Origin of the sequence: Flavobacterium sp. Sd200, from assembly GCF_009826935.1 — a bacterium.
In the GTDB taxonomy this organism is placed as follows: Bacteria; Bacteroidota; Bacteroidia; order Flavobacteriales; family Flavobacteriaceae; genus Flavobacterium.
Window position 1 is genome coordinate 104,497 of the sequence record NZ_WUMN01000006.1, and the last position, 16,435, is coordinate 120,931.

Below are 16,435 nucleotides of genomic sequence, written 5' to 3' on the forward strand. Positions count from 1 at the left end.
TTAATCGCAAAAAAAATCCCCCTTAAAAGGAGGACTCTGTATTATAATTCCTGAACCAGTATCCAGGCTTCTTTATCGCCGTTCTTGTGTATTTCCCTCATGCTTTGTTTTGCATCGGTATGATTAGCAAAACTGCCGTACAATACAGGATAAAGACCATATTTGTTAGCTTGTAATTTCCTCGCTTTGTAGCCTTTTGCCGTAAGCTGATCAACCGCTTTTTGTGCATTGGCCTCGCTTTGGTAGGCACCTGCCACTACATGATAAGATAATTTTTCTTTTACAGCCTCCTTAAGCGGAAGTGTTACTGCTGCCGGAAGCGGATTATCTATAAAAAAAGTTGCCTCCTGTATTTGCTGTTGCACCCGTTGCTGCACTTTTTGTTGTACTGCAAGGGTTTGCTGTGCTACCCTGTTATCATTATAGGTTTTAAAACCTGTTAATCCAAACCCAATTGCTGCTACAAAAATAGCGGCATATTTAAGGTATGAGTAACTGCGCCTGCGTTCGGGTGTAAAAATTATAGGGGCTTTTTCCTCAAGGGCTTCAACCTCCGCTTTATACACCTCACGCTTTACCGCCGGAGATACCACCATACTAAGCCCAAAAGACTGTGTAAGATAGTTTACAGGAACATCAGGTGTAAATACCATGTTGCCCTCTGCATTCAATAATATCTCGCCTAAGTTTTTTAAATAAATGGTATTGGCACCGTTTAGCGCGTGTTTCCAAATGTCAGTTGTAGCTGCAATAGCATTCACCGCTTCGGCGTAGGAAATTTTTTCCTGCGATGCGATATGATTAGCTAAAAGCCCGTCATTATTTTTTACATTCGCATTAAAAGAAACCAGTTTTTTTGGAGGATAGAAGGTGTGCGATGCCGCATCAAGATATGAGGGCTGGATCTCGGTTAAAAAAGCGCCAAAACCAGGAACGGTAACGCATTGGTAACGGTATAATAAGGCCGATATGTGTTTCTCTATCATCATAACAACAAATTTAACTATTAGGCACCGATTTCAAAATTTTATCCACAAATGTTATTAACAATACTAACCCATTAATTAACCGCCACTTACACTTTTGATGACCGATACTGATTTATTTAATACACTGGCGCTGATGCGTATAGAAGGTGTGGGCGATATTGTTGCCAAAAAGCTGATAAACCACCTTGGCAGCGCGCAGGCAGTTTTTGCTGCAAAAAAATCGCAGCTTTTGGCCATTGAGGGCGTGGGCGAAGTACTCTACAATAACCTTAAAAATACAGACGTTTTTAAGCATGCCGAAAGCGAGGTAAACTTTGTGCGCCAGCAGGGCATTACACCCCTGTATTTTTTAGATAACAACTATCCGGAACGGTTAAAGCATTGCATAGACGGGCCTGTGGTTTTGTTCAGTTCGGGCAACATAAATATGGCCGGGCGCAAAACAATAAGCATTGTAGGCACCCGCCAGATGACCGCCTATGGTGCCGATTTTATCAGGAAGCTGCTGGAAGACCTTACACCGCTAAACCCTGTTATTATTAGCGGTTTTGCCTATGGGGTTGATATCTACGCACATCAGGTGGCTATGGACATCAACCTGCAAACCATTGGTGTGGTGGCGCACGGGCTTAACCAGGTGTACCCAAAAGTGCATAAAAAGTATGTGGCGAAAATGGAAGAAAACGGTGGTTTTATGACCGAGTTTTGGAGCACCTCTAACCCCGACAGGGAAAATTTTGTAAAGCGCAACCGCATTGTGGCAGGCATTAGCGAGGCAACTATTATTGTAGAAAGTGCCGAAAAAGGTGGGTCGCTTATTACTGCCAACCTTGCCAACGATTATAACCGCGATGTGTTTGCCGTGCCCGGCCGCATTACCGATAAATACAGCATGGGCTGCAACAACCTTATTAAAAGCCAGCGTGCAAACTTGCTTACCAACGCCGCCGACCTTATTTACATGCTGAACTGGGAGCTGGAAGAAAAGAAACATGCCCCCGTGCAAAAGCAGCTGTTTGTTACCCTTGAGCCGGAAGAGCAAAAGGTATATGACTACCTGCTAAAAAATGGCAAAGAACTGCTGGACATTATTGCCCTGCAATGCGAAATGCCTGTTTTCAGGCTGTCATCACTCCTCCTCACTATGGAGCTTAAAGGGGTTATAAGGCCGCTGCCGGGTAAGTTGTTTGAGGCGGTGTGATATAAATCAGAATATACTAATCTTTTAATTAATATATATGAACCACAAAGTTATTCTTGGCAGAAACTTTACAATCAGGATTTTTGCCAGCGTACTCCTTATTTCAATATATACTATTGTAACATATCAGCTTCTTTTAGAACATACAGATACAAAAAAATTAGTTCAGCAAATTATACGTTTTGGACTAACTATCTTATTGATGTATTTTGTATTTAAAGGGAAAAAATGGGCTGTAAATGTAATAACAGTACTCTTTTCATTAAGTATTTTTATATCTGCTATCTCTATTTTCAGCGTAGCATGGCCGGGACATATACCCTTACTAGTAATGATAGCAATTTATAGTATTGCAGTATATCATCTTAATTATTCAGAAAACTTTAAAACTTACTTTACTTATTTACAAGATAAAAATGGATAACTGGATATTCATATTTCTATCATTATGTGTTACCGTTACTATAGCGATAAGTATCTATGAAAAACGTAATAAATAAAAGTTCCAGACAATGAATATGGAGATTTCTCCTATTGTCGAAATGGAAAACCGCTGTTCCATTCCGAATGCAGCGCAGCGGAATTGAGGAATCTCTTTATAGATCGCTTCGTGCCTCGCGATGACGGCATCTGAAAAAATTATAAAAATTTGTGTAATTGCTTCGCCAGTTCGCTTGCGCTCGGGTAATGTCTAAAAAAATCCGTGAAAATCCGCGATTGCGAAGCATCCGTGTCATCCGCGTTCCATTTTCTTCAAGTAAACAAATCACCGAATAACCGCATCCACGCATAAACAAATAAACCCTTAAAGAATCATCGTCAGCTGTATGCGTTTACGGGATTCGTCTACCTCAACCACTTTTACCTGTACGTGTTGGTGCAGTTTAACCACTTCGTTTACGTCGCTTACAAAGCCTTCTTTAAGCTGGGAAATGTGTACCAGGCCGCTTTCTTTAATGCCTATGTCTACAAAGCAACCAAAGTTGGTAATGTTGTTTACAATACCCGGCAGTACCATTCCGGTGCGCAAATCGGTTATTGATTTTACGTTAGGGTCAAACTCAAAAACTTTGGCGGCTTTACGTGGGTCTAAGCCCGGTTTAACCAGTTCTTTTAAAATATCCGTAAGGCCAAGCTGGCCGATTTCGGGCGTTACATAACTGGCCACATTAACTTTTGCAATAGCTTCTTTATTGGCAATCAGGTCGGCTGTTTTAAGCTTCAGGTCTTTAGCCATTTTTTCTACAATAGAGTAGGCTTCAGGGTGTACCGCGCTGTTATCTAACGGGTTTTTAGCATTAGGGATGCGCACGAAAGCAGCTGCCTGCTGGTAGGCCTTCTCACCCAGCCTGGGCACTTTTTTAAGCTGCTTACGGTCTTCAAACGGGCCGTTCTCGCTACGATAATTTACAATATTCTCGGCAAGCTTCTCCCCTATTCCGGACACGTATCCTAACAGCGACTTACTGGCGGTATTGATATTTACCCCCACAGAATTTACGCAGCGCATCACCACGGTATCAAGCTCGTCTTTAAGCTGCGACTGGTCTACATCGTGCTGGTACTGCCCTACGCCTATGGCTTTTGGGTCAATCTTTACAAGCTCGGCAAGCGGGTCGCTTAACCTGCGCCCTATAGATACCGCTCCCCTAACCGTTACATCATATTTTGGGAATTCGTCACGCGCAATTTTTGATGCCGAGTATACCGAAGCACCCGCCTCGCTTACCACAAACACCTGTACGGGCTTGTCGAACGCGATTTTTTTAATGAAGAATTCCGTTTCGCGGCTTGCCGTTCCGTTGCCTATAGATATAGCATCAATTTTATAGGCATTTACCATAGAACGGACTTTTTTAATGGCCATAGCCGTCTCGTTTTGTGGCGCATGGGGGAATATGGTTTCGTTATACAGCAGGTCGCCTTTTTCGTCCAGGCACACCACTTTACAGCCGCTGCGGTAACCGGGGTCTATGGCAAGTATGCGCTTTTCGCCAAGCGGCGGCGCAAGCAACAGCTGACCCAGATTGCCTGCAAAAACCTGAATGGCGGTAGCATCGGCCTTTGCCTTTGCTTCCTGCAACACCTCGTTAGAAAGGGCAGGGGCAAGCAGCCTTTTGTAGCTGTCGTCTATGGCCTTTTTGAGCTGGATGGCGGTTTCTTTTTTGTTCTTTATAACGCTTTGCTCCATAAGCTGCAGGGCTTCGTCGCTGTCGTCTATATCTACCTTAAATTTTATGACACCCTCGTTTTCAGCGCGAAGCATGGCAAGCAGGCGGTGGGAGGGAGCCTTGGCTACGTTTTCTGACCAGTCTAAATACTGCTCAAATTTTTTGACTTTCTCCGGGTCTGCATCTTTGGCGACTTTTGTGGTAATGGCTGCTTTGCGGCCAAAAATGCGGCGCAGGCTCTTGCGTATGTACACGTTCTCGTTAATCCATTCAGCAATGATATCGCGGGCACCCTGCAGGGCTTCGTCTTCGTTAGCCACCCTGTCGTTAAGGTACTTGGCGGCAATAAAATCCATGTCGTCGGCATTCTGTGCCATGATAATCTTGGCCAACGGTTCCAGCCCTTTTTCGCGGGCGGCATCGGCACGGGTTTTCTTTTTCTTTTTAAACGGCAGGTATAAATCTTCCAGCTCGGTAAGGTCGAAACTGGCGTTTATTTTAGTGCTCAGTTCCGGCGTAAGGGCATTTTGTTCGGCAATGCTTTTTACTATGGCCTCCTTACGTTTTACGATAGCCTCAAAAGCCTGGTTCAGCTTTGCAATCTGTTCTATAACCACCTCATCGAGGTTGCCGGTCATGTCTTTTCGGTAACGGGAAATAAAGGGTATGGTGCAGTCTTCGGCCAGTAGTTGTAACGTATTTTCTATGCTTTTTTGCGGGGCGTTTACCTGCGCTGATATGTATTGTAGGTTTGTCATTGTAGTGTAATAAGGGATGCAAATATGGAGATTTAATCGGAGGAATTAAATTATTTTTTGAGGGAGGAATTTTGTAGGTTAACTTTTTGTAAGTTAGTATCTTCAATAAAATTTAACTTAAACCTTTAGTTGTTGAATATTTTAGAATTACATTATTATCTCGAAAACAAGAGTCATTCGATGAATGCCATTGTCAAAAATAAATCAGAAGCTGAATTATTAAAACTTTTTACTGAGATTTCAAATCTATTAGATTTGGAATTGGAGTTTGAATTCGAAGGATTAAAAGAAGGCGGTATAAAAGAAATTATTAAATATTTCAAAAAGAAGAAAACCAAGCGAAAATTATCTCAAATAATTATATTTTTTGGAGCAATTTTATCCGGAGTTTTAATTAATGTAGTAAGTGACTATGTAAATAAAGATTCTGATTTGGATGAACTTAATAAAGAAGAAAAACGATTAAATATTCTAAAATTAAAAAATGACTTAGAGAAGGATTCTTTGTCTGAATTAGAAAAAAAGCAAATAGTTGATAGCATAATTTTTCTGCTAGCAGATGTTCACAAAGTTAAAGTTTTCAAATCACGATACTATAAAAATATAAAGAATGAACCTAAGGTACGTCAAATTTCTACAACTGAGTTAGATGAAAATTATGTTCCAATATCCAAAGAACATATTATTGAAAGAAAACAATTTAAAGATCAAATTTTAGAAAATGAAAATCTTGAACCTAAAACAATATATGATGCTAATATTGAAATAATCTCACCCGTATTAAAACAAGGAAGTATTAAATGGAAAGGTATTTATGATGGTAAACACATAAATTTTACTTTGGTTGATACAGAGTTCAAAAATGCAGTACTAAACAAGTTATACAGCTTTTCAAATGGTACAAGTATTAGATGTAGATTAGAGATAATATTGACAATAGATGAAGATGGGCAAGAAATAATTAGGGAAGCAAAGGTTTACGATGTTTTAGAAGTTTATGATGGCATTCAAACACATACTACTAAAAAAGCAAAGAATATTAAAGAAATTGAAAATCAAGTAAGATTAAATTTTGACGATAACTAAAAATATAACCCCCTAAATACATTGCCCTTTTGTAAGAGCATTATAGTTTTTTAAATAAACAGCCAACGAAAAAAACTTGTTATGAATAATTTTGAACCAATGAGCGTTGCGGAACTCAATCTCAGGATAGATAAATCAGAGGAAGACTTTAAAAACGGCAGGTATAAAACCAGCAAAGAACTTCTGGAAAGATTTAAGGATAAGGAGTAAGTGAGATTTCTCGACTACGCTGCGCTGCGCTCGAAATGGAAGAAACTCACTTAACAGAAAATCAAACCAGTCACGCCCCTTAGCGTGATTTTTTTGTCACAAAATCCCCACTCCTGCTACTAATGGTTAAACCATAACCACCATGAAAAAATACATATCTCTCTTTTTAGTATTGGTAACCGTGCTATCTGCAAAAGCGCAGGATACAACAACCTATAAAACCGTTCTTGAAAAAATAACCACAGGTTTTAATTCAGGAGATTATACGGGTATTTACAACCTGCTTTCGGCTGAATTTAAAGCGCAGGTACCCCAGCAAAGCTTTACCGGATTTTTAGGTTCGCAGGCTGCTTTGGGCAAAATAACCGCGACCGATTACATAGAGAGTAAAGACGGTTTCAGGGTCTATAAAACCACGTTTGAAAATGGTGTTATGAGCCTGCTACTGGCGTGCAATGACAAAGCAGAAATTTCGGGCCTTGCCCTTAGGCCGTATGTAGCTAAAGCAATGCGAACCACACCCGTTGCAACCGATAATAAAAAAACCACGCCTTTAGATAAGGAAGTAGACAAAGCCGTTACAGAATTTTTTGACGACCTCAACAACGTAGGTGCTGTTGTAGCCGTGGTTAAAGACGGTGCCACGTTTTACTACCATTACGGCGAAACCAAAAAAAATTCAGGTACAATGCCTGCAAATACTACTATTTTTGAAATAGGCTCTATATCTAAAACCTTTACTGGCATACTACTGGCACAGGCGGTATTGGATAAAAAACTGTCGTTGGATGATGACATCCGCAAATACCTTCCGGCAGAGTGTAAAGGGTTGGAACTTGATGGTAAACCTGTTTTAATAAAACACTTAGCTAACCATACATCGGGGTTGCCAAGGCTAACGGATGATTACACTACCACTGCCGATTACAACGAACAGGACCCTTACAAACATTACACCGCAGCCATGTACTATAATTATCTGGCTAGGGTAAAATTAGAATCGGTTCCCGGTACAAAGCAGGAATACAGCAATACGGGCGTGGCAGTGTTGGGTATTATATTGGAGAAAATATATGGTAAAAGCTATGAGCAGCTGTTAGCAACGTATATAACTAATCCGTTAAAAATGAACAGTACGTTTGTAACTGTGCCTGCCAAACACGAAACTAATTTTGCCTCGGGCTATGCCGACGGAGATGAAGCACCACACTGGAACCTTGCCCAAACAAGCGCGGCAGGGGGAATACGGTCTAACATTACAGATATGGTACTGTACTTAAAAGCAAATATGGCTGAGGCAACTCCTGCCATGGCACTATCGCATAAAGAAACTTTTAATGATGGGAGCGATGCCATTGGCCTGGGGTGGTTTTTATACCCTGTTAAAGGCGATAGCCTGATATGGCACAACGGTGGCACGGGAGGCTTTACAAGCTACACAGGCTACTTAAAAGATAAAAAGGTGGGTGTAGTGGTACTAACAAATTCATCATCGCAGGGTGGTCCGGATAGGATAGGTACTGCTATATTAAGACACTTACAACAATAATTATCTATATAAAATACAAATTCCGTCAGCTTACTGACGGAATTTGGCTAAATTGAGTCAATGCATTGACGGAATTAATGTAAATTCCAACAATAGCATTGTGGATTTTTATTACATACAAGGCATTTTATCTATCCTTGTCTGGTGGCGGCCACCTTCAAACTCTGTATTTAAAAACGTATTTACCATTTCTATAGCCTGCTCCATAGAAGTATAGCGAGCCGGAATGCTAAGAATGTTAGCGTTGTTGTGCTGGCGTGCCAGGGCGGTAATTTCTTTATTCCAGGCCAGGGCTGCGCGAATTTTTTGGTGTTTGTTTGCTGTCATGGCAGCACCGTTGCCGCTACCGCAAATAATGATACCAAAATCTACCGTACCGTTTTCAACATCGGTTGCCACAGGATGTACAAAATCGGCATAGTCAACACTGTCAAAAGTATCGGTACCGTGGTTTATAACCTCAATTCCTTTCCCTTCAAGAAATTTTACAACGGCTTTTTTATACTCGGGTCCGGCATGGTCGTTGCCTATAGAAATTTTCATTTTAATGTGTGTTGTTATTATTACAATACAAAGGTAGTAAACAGTTGGCACAGCGGCAATAAGCACGTTATAATAATGTATATAGTGCAATAGATGGGTTCTATAATATACTAAAAATTCAATACGAAAAGCATATTGTTAGTAAATTTTTAAAGTATCTGAAAATAAAGCAAATAAAAAATGAACAACTTTGTTAATAACTAAACAACCAAAAATTAAAGATTTTTGAGAACTGTAAACAAATTTTTATACTGCAAATCTTACAGGAAATTTCCAAATTTATTTTTTGAAAATTGTTTGAGAGTTATTAGCACTTTAACCATAATTATTAACAACAATTAACAGGTAAAGTTATCAGCATTAAAATAGCAAAACCAATAATTAACCATTGTTAATAACCTTTTCGGTAAAATAGCAAACTATCTCATTTTTAAAAATTTACATTTACTTAACACTGTTGAAACATTTGTATAACTATCAATAACTCTAAAAACAACGCTTATTTCAAAAAGTTTTAGGCATTATCAACACGCAATAATAAACATCATAAAAAATTTAAATTTTAAAAAAGTCTTTTTTTATTTTTAATAAGTGTTAATAACTGTTGGGTTCAATTGTAGTCTAAACTATTTTTAAATGGTTGTTTGCTGTAAGCTCTTGTAGTATTTGTAGTACTGTGTCAAGATCGTTAGTGTGAACTTTAAGTTTTATTCCGCCCAGGGCATGTGTGTAAAAGGGTACAACCCCTGCCATGGTTTCGTTCTCAAAATAAAAAGAAATGCCTTGCTGCTGTAACAGGTGTTTTAGTATAGTGATTTCGTGAGGATAGCTAAAAACCGCCGCCGTTATAAAGTTTTCCATTTGCCCGCTTTTATTAAGAATAGCACTATAAAATTAAGCAGTAAAAAGTTATTATTTCTTTAACTACTGTTATAAATCTAATAGTTATTTGTAATTTTCAGCATTATTTAAAAGATTATATGAGTAAGAGAAACGGAAAACCGTCTAAGAAAAAGGAAAAAGACTTTTCTAAGAAAATTTATAAGATACTCGCTAAAGACCCTAATAAGTCATTTAATTATAAGCAGATAGCAGCAGCACTTGAACTTAATGACACCCAAAGCCGTAACGAAATTATTAAAGAACTTAAGTATCTGGCCTCTAAAGAAAAGATAGAGGAGGTAGAAAGGGGTAAATACAGGCTTTCTGACAGGGTAGATTATATTGAAGGAACTATTGATATGACCAGCAGGAAAACGGCCTACTTTGTATCGCCGGAGCTGGAAGAGGATGTATTTATACCTACCAACAACCTTAACAAAGCGCTTGATAAAGATAAGGTTAAGGTATATATCTATAACCGTCGCAAGGGAAGAAGACCCGAAGGTGAAGTGGTAGAAATTATTGAGCGTTTTAAAACTGAATTTGTTGGCGTTATTGATATACAAAAGAATTTTGCTTTTGTTAGTACTGCTAATGCCAAAATGTACACTGATATTTTTATACCGAAAGATAAGCTTGGCAACGCAGAGAACGGCGATGTAGTACTGGTAAAAATGGAAGATTGGCCTGCCAAGGCTGATAGTCCTTTTGGCGAAGTGATTCGCGTATTAGGTAGACCCGGCGAACATAACACCGAGATACATGCTATACTTGCCGAATATGGTTTGCCTTATGATTTTCCTATTAATGTAGAGGTATTTGCACAAAAACTGAATACCGAAATAGAGGAGGAGGAAATAGCCCGAAGGAGGGATATGCGCAAGGTACTTACCTTTACCATAGATCCTAAGGATGCTAAGGATTTTGACGATGCATTGTCATTCCAAAAGCTGGAAAACGGTAATTATGAAGTGGGTATCCATATTGCAGATGTATCGCATTATTTGAAGGAAGGAACCATACTTGATGCCGAGGCTTACAACCGTGCTACATCTGTTTATCTGGTAGACAGGGTAGTGCCCATGTTGCCGGAGGTGTTAAGTAACTTTGCCTGTTCGCTCAGGCCGCATGAAGAAAAATATACCTTTTCGGCCATATTTGAAATAAATGAAAAGGCAGAGGTAAAAAACCAATGGTTTGGGCGTACTGTTATTTATAGTGATCAACGTTTTGCCTATGAGGAAGCCCAACATATTATAGAAACCAAAGGTAATGTAATAGCCAAGGAAATATCGTTAACCGGAAGTGAATATACGGTTAGTGAAGATATACAGTTTGCTACCCTTAAGTTAGATGAGCTGGCTAAGATACTGCGTCGTAAACGTATGGCTAATGGAGCCATATCGTTTGATAAGGTGGAGGTAAAATTTAACCTTAACGAAGAAGCAGAACCGATAGGGGTGTACTTTAAAGTGGCTAAGGATGCCAACCACCTTATTGAAGAATTTATGTTATTGGCTAACCGAAAGGTTGCCGAATTTATTGGTAAGCAAAGACCTGAAAAAACCTTTGTGTACCGTATTCATGATGAGCCGGATCAGGATAAGCTAATCAATATGCAAACGGTTATTGCTAAGTTTGGCTATAAAATAGATTTAAGGTCTAAAGGAGATATATCTAAATCGTTGAATAGCTTATTATCTGATGTTCAGGGAAAAAAAGAGCAAAACCTTGTAGATACTCTTGCCATACGTACTATGAGCAAGGCCAAATATAGTACAGACAATATTGGCCACTATGGCCTTGCTTTTGATTACTATTCGCATTTTACATCGCCCATTCGCCGTTATCCGGATGTTATGGCGCACAGGTTGTTACAGCATTATCTTGATGGCGGTACATCTGCAGATAAGGATGTTTACGAGGAGCAGTGTTCTCATTCTTCTACCATGGAAGCCCTTGCTGCCAATGCCGAGCGAGACAGCATTAAATACATGCAGGTTAAGTATATGCTCGATCATAAAGATGAAGAGTTCCTTGGAGTAATATCTGGTGTTACAGAGTGGGGTATTTATGTAGAGATCGTATCTAACAAATGTGAAGGTATGTGCCGCATACGCGAAATTAAGGACGACTACTACACCTTTGATGAAAAACAATATGCACTGGTAGGCGAGGTTAGCAAAAACCTGCTGCAGCTAGGTGATGAAGTATTTGTAAAGGTAAAAAATGCTGACTTGGTTAAAAAGCAGCTTGACTTTACTTTTTTAAGAAAGAACGCGTAGTACTGTAACAAATGGCATGGTTTTTATGTCTTTTTAAAAGTTAAGATCATCAAACAATCATAAATAAAACCAAATCATGAAAAAAGTAATTCTATTAGCCTTTTTAGGCATAAGTCAGTTTATATCGGCACAGGTAACTAAAAATATTGGAGATTTTACTACTATAAGAGTGTTCGACAAAATAAGTGTAACACTCGAAAAATCTACAGAAAATAAGATAGTTATTAAAGGAACCAAGGCCAATGATGTAGAGGTATTGACAAAAAATAATGAACTTACTGTGCGAATGAAATTCTCTAAACTATTACAGGGAGAGAATATCGAAGCAGTGGTTTATTACAAAAATATAGACCAGGTAGAAGCCAGTGAGGGTTCTTATGTAGGATCGGCCGATACTTTTACAGCAACATCTTTTGAAGCTTACAGCAAAGAGGGAGCGATTATCAAGCTTATTCTTGACGTGAAAAAATTAAAGTCTAAGGCTACATCTGGCAGTACATTACAGCTTAGCGGAAAGGCTACCAACCACGACAACAGTGTACTATCTGGCGGTAGTTTAAAAGCTAAGGAGCTGATTACAGAGCAAACAACGGTTAGTATTAGTGCCGGTGGAGATGCGTCTGTTTATGCGTCTGATTTTGTTGATGCACGCACAAAAGCCGGAGGAACCATAAACATTTACGGAAGCCCTAAGCAGGTTAATCAAAAAACGCTTGCCGGTGGAAGCATTAACCTTAAAGGTTAACAATTTTTTAAAATTAGATTATAAATGGTAACTTGCCACATTAATTTTAGTTAATGTTACAGGATATTTTAAGTGCCATACCGTTAGGTTTTTTTTTAAGCATTATGCCCGGCGCTGTTTTTTTTGTGCTGCTGGAAACCAGTGTGCTTAAAGGCTTTAAAGCGGCTATAGCCTTTGATCTGGGTGCTATAACATCTGATGTTGTTTTTATACTTATAGCCTATTTTAGCAGCTATCAGGTGCTAAATAAAATAAAAGATGAGCCTGCCTTATTTATATTTGGCGGGCTCATTATGTTAGTATATGGGTTTATTTCGCTTATAAGCGTTACCAGAGCCTCTAAAAAGCAATTGGTGGGCAATGCTGCCAAAGACATTTTAAAAAGAGATTACTTTAGCCTGTTTGCAAAGGGTTTCCTGCTTAATTTTATAAACATTGGGGTATTGGCCTTCTGGCTCGGTATTATTATTACCTGGGGCCCTAAATTAGATATGAACCCACACCGCATGATTACTTTTTTTACAGCAGTGGTAATAGCCTATTTTGTGGTAGACCTTGGCAAGATAATGCTGGCAAAACAGCTTAGAAGCAAACTTACAAGCAACAATATTGTAAAAATTAAAAAAGGTATAAACCTTATAATAATTGTTTTTGGGGTGGTGCTTTTATTGCAGGGAATTTTTCCTGAAGAGGTTAATAAAACCATAGATAAAATAGAACATCCTGTAAAATAGCAATTTGCATTTAAGGGATATAAAAAAAGCTATCAGATTTCTGATAGCTTTTTTTGTTGAGGCATCTAGCGGATTCGAACCGCTGTAGCAGGTTTTGCAGACCTGAGCCTAGCCACTCGGCCAAGATGCCCTTTATTACGGTTGGCAAATTTACATATATTTTACACTAACACAAGAAAAAAATGTATAAAGTATAAAATATTAGCCTATGTGCGGTATTCTTCTACCTCGATAGCTACTGAGGCTACATCGCCGCCTATAGGTGGGTTTATCTTGGCTACCGATAACTTTATACGCGAAACTTCGGGCAGTTCTGCAAAGGTTCTTACTACAATGCGCTGGGCCACATGTTCTAACAGTTTAGAGCGTATTGCCATTTCTTCCATAACAATTTTATTGAGGTGTACATAATCTACAGTATCGGCCAGCTCATCGGTTTGCATCGATTTTCTAAGGTCGGCTTTAATTTCAAGGTCTACTCTGTAGTCGCTTCCAATTTTACTTTCTTCTACTAAGCAGCCGTGGTATGAAAAAGTGCGGATATTCTTAAGTTTTATGGTTCCCATAGTGTTTTAATTTCAAGTGTAAAAGTAGCTTTTTTAGTTCTCAATTGATTTTAATTCTAATGATTTAAAACCTCAATTTTTTTAAATGTTAAAATTTAATATTCTTTTGTAGTTTTGGCACTTTTAAAAACACCACTTAAGTTTATTACATATGCCAACAATTCAGCATCAAATTAAGAATGCCTTATTTGTTTTTTGTTTCTTTTTTTCTGTTTCCTTAACCGCTCAGGTTACTTTTATGAAAGGAAACTTTGTTAACAGCCAGAATGTAAAAGTAGAATGTCTTATTAAGAATTATGACTGGAATAATTATCCATCAGAAATTGAATATAAGCTTAATGACAGTGAGGTAGTAGAGAAAATATACACTGCTCAGCTACAATCTTTTTATATTTATGAAACCCCTCATTATTATAAAAAATATGATGTAGCCTCAATACCGCAACAACCTGGTGGTTATAGTTTAAAATCAGGTTTACAACTACTTAAAGTTTTACTAGAGGGTAAAGTTTCACTTCTTAGAAATACTGATGATGTTTACTTTTTAGGTGTCGAAGATCAATCACCAATACCTCTAATAAACTATAAATACATAAACGATCAAACACAAAGAGTTGAAAGGAATAATAGTTTTCGCTTAGAACTGCTGAATAATCTTAAATGCCATACTATAACATCTGACGATATCAGAAAGGTTAGTTATGGTGAGAAAGATCTGGTAAAAATAGTTTCTCTTTACAATGCTTGTGTTAATTCTGAATCTAAAAATTACACATCCAAAAAAGCTAAAGCGGAATTTAATATTAAATTGGTTGGTGGTGTAAATTTATATACGACTAATCTTGATCTAAAATTTATTTCACCACGTAACGCTGACAGGATGGTAGATTTATCAGATGAAATTACTTTACAGAGTGGTTCCGAAAGTAATTTTGTTGCGGGATTTGAGGCGGAAGTTCGCTTACCCTTTAATCATAAAAAATGGGCATTGTTTATTGTTCCTACTTACAATAAGCAAAAGGGATTTACGGTTTATCAACCATTATCCCACCTTTTTTCAGCAAACAACTATGAAACGGGTTATAGAGGTGATGTAATTTTTAATGGCTATTCTTATATAGAGATACCTCTTGGTTTAAGACGTTATTTTTACCTCAATAAAAATTCTTTGATTAATCTTAATCTATCATATGGGTTATCTGTAACTGCGGGTTCAGATCCGAGTATTACCGTTAACTGGAATGAAAATTCTGTTAGGTTATTACATGAAGATACAACAAGTAACAGCTCTTTACTTAGAATTGGTGCAGGGTATACTTTTAAAGATAAATATACTTTAGGAGTTAATTATTATGCCATCAAGTCACTATCAAAGAGTAATACAAACGGTTCTTTATCAGTTATTTTAGGTTACAAAATTTTATAAATAATATTAAACCAATAATAAAACACCATGAAAAAAACGTTCTTATTTTTATCCTTTCTTTTAAGTATGGTAGCAACCGCCCAAGTTACTTTTATGAAAGGAAACTTTGTTAACAGCCAGAATGTAAAAGTAGAATGTCTTATTAAGAATTATGACTGGAATAATTATCCATCAGAAATTGAATATAAGCTTAATGATAGTGACGTAGTAGAGAAAATATACACTGCCCAGCTACAATCTTTTTATATTTATGAAACATCGCATTTTTACAAAAAGTATGATGTGCCTGCCATACCACAACAGCCAGGCGATTTTATTTTAAAATCAGGTTTACAACTACTTAAAGTTTTGGTTGAAGGAAAAATATCGTTGTTAAAAAATAATGACGATGTTTATTTACTTGAAACCGAAGGTATATTAGTTCCGTTATTGCATTATAAATACATTAGCCGTTCTACTAATATTGCTGAAGAGAACAACAGCTATCGTTTAGAATTATTTAATAGGCTTAAGTGCGAGGGTATTGAGCCGGAAAGTATTCGGAAGGTAAGTTACACCCAAAAAAGCCTTACAAAGCTTGTAAACAATTATAATGCATGCGCTGAAGGTACATCAAAAGATTTTACTGAAAATAAAACCAAAGCAGAATTAAACTTTAAGATTATTGCAGGGATGAATTTTTATACACCTGAAGTCGATGCCATACTATTCGCAGACAGGACAGAAACTCAACCTGAAATTGATGACGCAGTGAGCAAAAAGGGACAATCAAAAAGCAATTTTGCGGTTGGGTTTGAAGCTGAAGTTAAACTTCCTTTTAACCATAAAAAATGGGCATTATTTATTGCCCCTACATACAACAAGCAGGAAGCTTTTTCTGTAAATGCTTCTAAAAGTTTTGGTGGATATCCATCTCAATATTACTTAAATTGGGGATATAAAGGTATAATTGATGTAAGTGAATATTCATACATTGAAGTTCCAATAGGTATAAGACGCTATTTTTATTTAGGGAAAAATTCTTTATTAAACCTAAATTTAGCTTACGGAGTATCATTAGGTGTTGGTGATAATGCAAATGCTGAATATATTAGAAATGAAAATACTAGAAATGTGAGATATGATGATAATGTCACAGGCTTTTCTTTGCTAAGGCTTGGTGCCGGATATACTTACAAAAGATATAACTTAGGAGTTAACTATTATGTTGTTAAGTTTTTGGGAGCAAGTAAAGCAAATGGCTCAGTATCCGTAATGTTAGGATATAAAATATTATAAGCAGTTAATCAC

At 37.7% G+C, this 16,435-nt stretch carries 15 protein-coding genes and 1 tRNA gene; 10 read left to right on the forward strand and 6 right to left on the reverse strand.

All coding sequences use genetic code 11. The annotated features are described in order from the left end of the window. Positions 1–41: 41 nt before the first annotated feature. The gene (locus GR160_RS15425; protein ID WP_202390800.1) at positions 42–989 is read right to left on the reverse strand and encodes an SPOR domain-containing protein; all 948 of its coding nucleotides are present in this window, start codon (positions 987–989) and stop codon (positions 42–44) included. 97 nt (positions 990–1,086) lie between these two features. Between GR160_RS15425 and dprA the strand changes: the two genes are divergently transcribed. Both dprA and GR160_RS15435 read left to right on the forward strand, forming a co-directional pair. Next, entirely contained in the window at positions 1,087–2,190 is a 1,104-nt protein-coding gene (dprA, locus tag GR160_RS15430) for a DNA-processing protein DprA (protein WP_160750788.1), read from the forward strand. A gap of 37 nt (positions 2,191–2,227) precedes the next feature. Then, positions 2,228–2,614 (forward strand): hypothetical protein, encoded by a 387-nt coding sequence (locus GR160_RS15435; RefSeq protein ID WP_160750789.1) that lies wholly within the window; start codon positions 2,228–2,230, stop codon positions 2,612–2,614. A gap of 381 nt (positions 2,615–2,995) precedes the next feature. Here GR160_RS15435 and GR160_RS15440 read toward each other — a convergent pair whose 3' ends face one another. After that, positions 2,996–5,119 (reverse strand): Tex family protein, encoded by a 2,124-nt coding sequence (locus tag GR160_RS15440; protein ID WP_160750790.1) that lies wholly within the window; start codon positions 5,117–5,119, stop codon positions 2,996–2,998. Positions 5,120–5,299: 180 nt separating this feature from the next. On the opposite strand from GR160_RS15440, the gene GR160_RS15445 reads away from it, so the two are divergent. The 3 genes from GR160_RS15445 to GR160_RS15450 all read left to right on the forward strand — a co-directional run bounded on the left by GR160_RS15445 (position 5,300) and on the right by GR160_RS15450 (position 7,964). After that, positions 5,300–6,205 carry a hypothetical protein gene (locus tag GR160_RS15445; RefSeq protein ID WP_160750791.1) on the forward strand — a complete coding sequence of 302 codons (906 nt, stop codon included), beginning with the start codon at positions 5,300–5,302 and terminating at the stop codon, positions 6,203–6,205. An 81-nt stretch (positions 6,206–6,286) separates the two neighbouring features. Continuing rightward, positions 6,287–6,415 carry a hypothetical protein gene (locus GR160_RS19515; protein WP_255478533.1) on the forward strand — a complete coding sequence of 43 codons (129 nt, stop codon included), beginning with the start codon at positions 6,287–6,289 and terminating at the stop codon, positions 6,413–6,415. Between the two features lie 142 nt (positions 6,416–6,557). Continuing rightward, a complete protein-coding gene (locus GR160_RS15450) occupies positions 6,558–7,964 on the forward strand; it encodes a serine hydrolase (RefSeq protein WP_160750792.1) in 1,407 nt (468 codons plus the stop codon). A gap of 111 nt (positions 7,965–8,075) precedes the next feature. On the opposite strand, the gene rpiB is transcribed toward GR160_RS15450, so the two are convergent. Then, positions 8,076–8,507, reverse strand: coding sequence for a ribose 5-phosphate isomerase B (gene rpiB / locus GR160_RS15455; RefSeq protein WP_160750793.1), 432 nt, complete (start codon positions 8,505–8,507; stop codon positions 8,076–8,078). Positions 8,508–9,128: 621 nt separating this feature from the next. Then, complete coding sequence (locus GR160_RS15460; protein WP_160750794.1) at positions 9,129–9,368, reverse strand: DUF2007 domain-containing protein; 240 nt, start codon at positions 9,366–9,368, stop codon at positions 9,129–9,131. A 119-nt stretch (positions 9,369–9,487) separates the two neighbouring features. On the opposite strand from GR160_RS15460, the gene rnr reads away from it, so the two are divergent. The 3 genes from rnr to GR160_RS15475 all read left to right on the forward strand — a co-directional run bounded on the left by rnr (position 9,488) and on the right by GR160_RS15475 (position 13,153). Then, a complete protein-coding gene (gene rnr / locus GR160_RS15465) occupies positions 9,488–11,674 on the forward strand; it encodes a ribonuclease R (protein ID WP_160750795.1) in 2,187 nt (728 codons plus the stop codon). Positions 11,675–11,750: 76 nt separating this feature from the next. Continuing rightward, positions 11,751–12,419, forward strand: a complete 669-nt coding sequence (locus GR160_RS15470; protein ID WP_160750796.1) for a head GIN domain-containing protein — start codon at positions 11,751–11,753, stop codon at positions 12,417–12,419. 53 nt (positions 12,420–12,472) lie between these two features. Further along, a complete protein-coding gene (locus GR160_RS15475; RefSeq protein ID WP_160750797.1) occupies positions 12,473–13,153 on the forward strand; it encodes a LysE family translocator in 681 nt (226 codons plus the stop codon). 59 nt (positions 13,154–13,212) lie between these two features. Here GR160_RS15475 and GR160_RS15480 read toward each other — a convergent pair. Together GR160_RS15480 and folB are read right to left on the reverse strand one after the other, a co-directional pair. After that, positions 13,213–13,283 (reverse strand) — tRNA-Cys (locus tag GR160_RS15480). Between the two features lie 76 nt (positions 13,284–13,359). Next, on the reverse strand, positions 13,360–13,719 hold the full coding sequence (folB, locus tag GR160_RS15485; protein WP_160750798.1) for a dihydroneopterin aldolase: 360 nt from the start codon (positions 13,717–13,719) through the stop codon (positions 13,360–13,362). Between the two features lie 151 nt (positions 13,720–13,870). Between folB and GR160_RS15490 the strand changes: the two genes are divergently transcribed. Both GR160_RS15490 and GR160_RS15495 read left to right on the forward strand, forming a co-directional pair. After that, positions 13,871–15,145, forward strand: coding sequence for a hypothetical protein (locus GR160_RS15490; RefSeq protein WP_160750799.1), 1,275 nt, complete (start codon positions 13,871–13,873; stop codon positions 15,143–15,145). Between the two features lie 27 nt (positions 15,146–15,172). Continuing rightward, on the forward strand, positions 15,173–16,423 hold the full coding sequence (locus GR160_RS15495; RefSeq protein ID WP_160750800.1) for a hypothetical protein: 1,251 nt from the start codon (positions 15,173–15,175) through the stop codon (positions 16,421–16,423). Positions 16,424–16,435: the final 12 nt, after the last annotated feature.

Coding starts and splice junctions, on each gene's coding strand:
- GR160_RS15425 (WP_202390800.1), bottom strand. CDS start 989: ATGATGATAGAGAAACACATATCGGCCTTATTATACCGTTACCAATGC.
- dprA (WP_160750788.1), top strand. CDS start 1,087: ATGACCGATACTGATTTATTTAATACACTGGCGCTGATGCGTATAGAA.
- GR160_RS15435 (WP_160750789.1), top strand. CDS start 2,228: ATGAACCACAAAGTTATTCTTGGCAGAAACTTTACAATCAGGATTTTT.
- GR160_RS15440 (WP_160750790.1), bottom strand. CDS start 5,119: ATGACAAACCTACAATACATATCAGCGCAGGTAAACGCCCCGCAAAAA.
- GR160_RS15445 (WP_160750791.1), top strand. CDS start 5,300: ATGAATGCCATTGTCAAAAATAAATCAGAAGCTGAATTATTAAAACTT.
- GR160_RS19515 (WP_255478533.1), top strand. CDS start 6,287: ATGAATAATTTTGAACCAATGAGCGTTGCGGAACTCAATCTCAGGATA.
- GR160_RS15450 (WP_160750792.1), top strand. CDS start 6,558: ATGAAAAAATACATATCTCTCTTTTTAGTATTGGTAACCGTGCTATCT.
- rpiB (WP_160750793.1), bottom strand. CDS start 8,507: ATGAAAATTTCTATAGGCAACGACCATGCCGGACCCGAGTATAAAAAA.
- GR160_RS15460 (WP_160750794.1), bottom strand. CDS start 9,368: ATGGAAAACTTTATAACGGCGGCGGTTTTTAGCTATCCTCACGAAATC.
- rnr (WP_160750795.1), top strand. CDS start 9,488: ATGAGTAAGAGAAACGGAAAACCGTCTAAGAAAAAGGAAAAAGACTTT.
- GR160_RS15470 (WP_160750796.1), top strand. CDS start 11,751: ATGAAAAAAGTAATTCTATTAGCCTTTTTAGGCATAAGTCAGTTTATA.
- GR160_RS15475 (WP_160750797.1), top strand. CDS start 12,473: ATGTTACAGGATATTTTAAGTGCCATACCGTTAGGTTTTTTTTTAAGC.
- folB (WP_160750798.1), bottom strand. CDS start 13,719: ATGGGAACCATAAAACTTAAGAATATCCGCACTTTTTCATACCACGGC.
- GR160_RS15490 (WP_160750799.1), top strand. CDS start 13,871: ATGCCAACAATTCAGCATCAAATTAAGAATGCCTTATTTGTTTTTTGT.
- GR160_RS15495 (WP_160750800.1), top strand. CDS start 15,173: ATGAAAAAAACGTTCTTATTTTTATCCTTTCTTTTAAGTATGGTAGCA.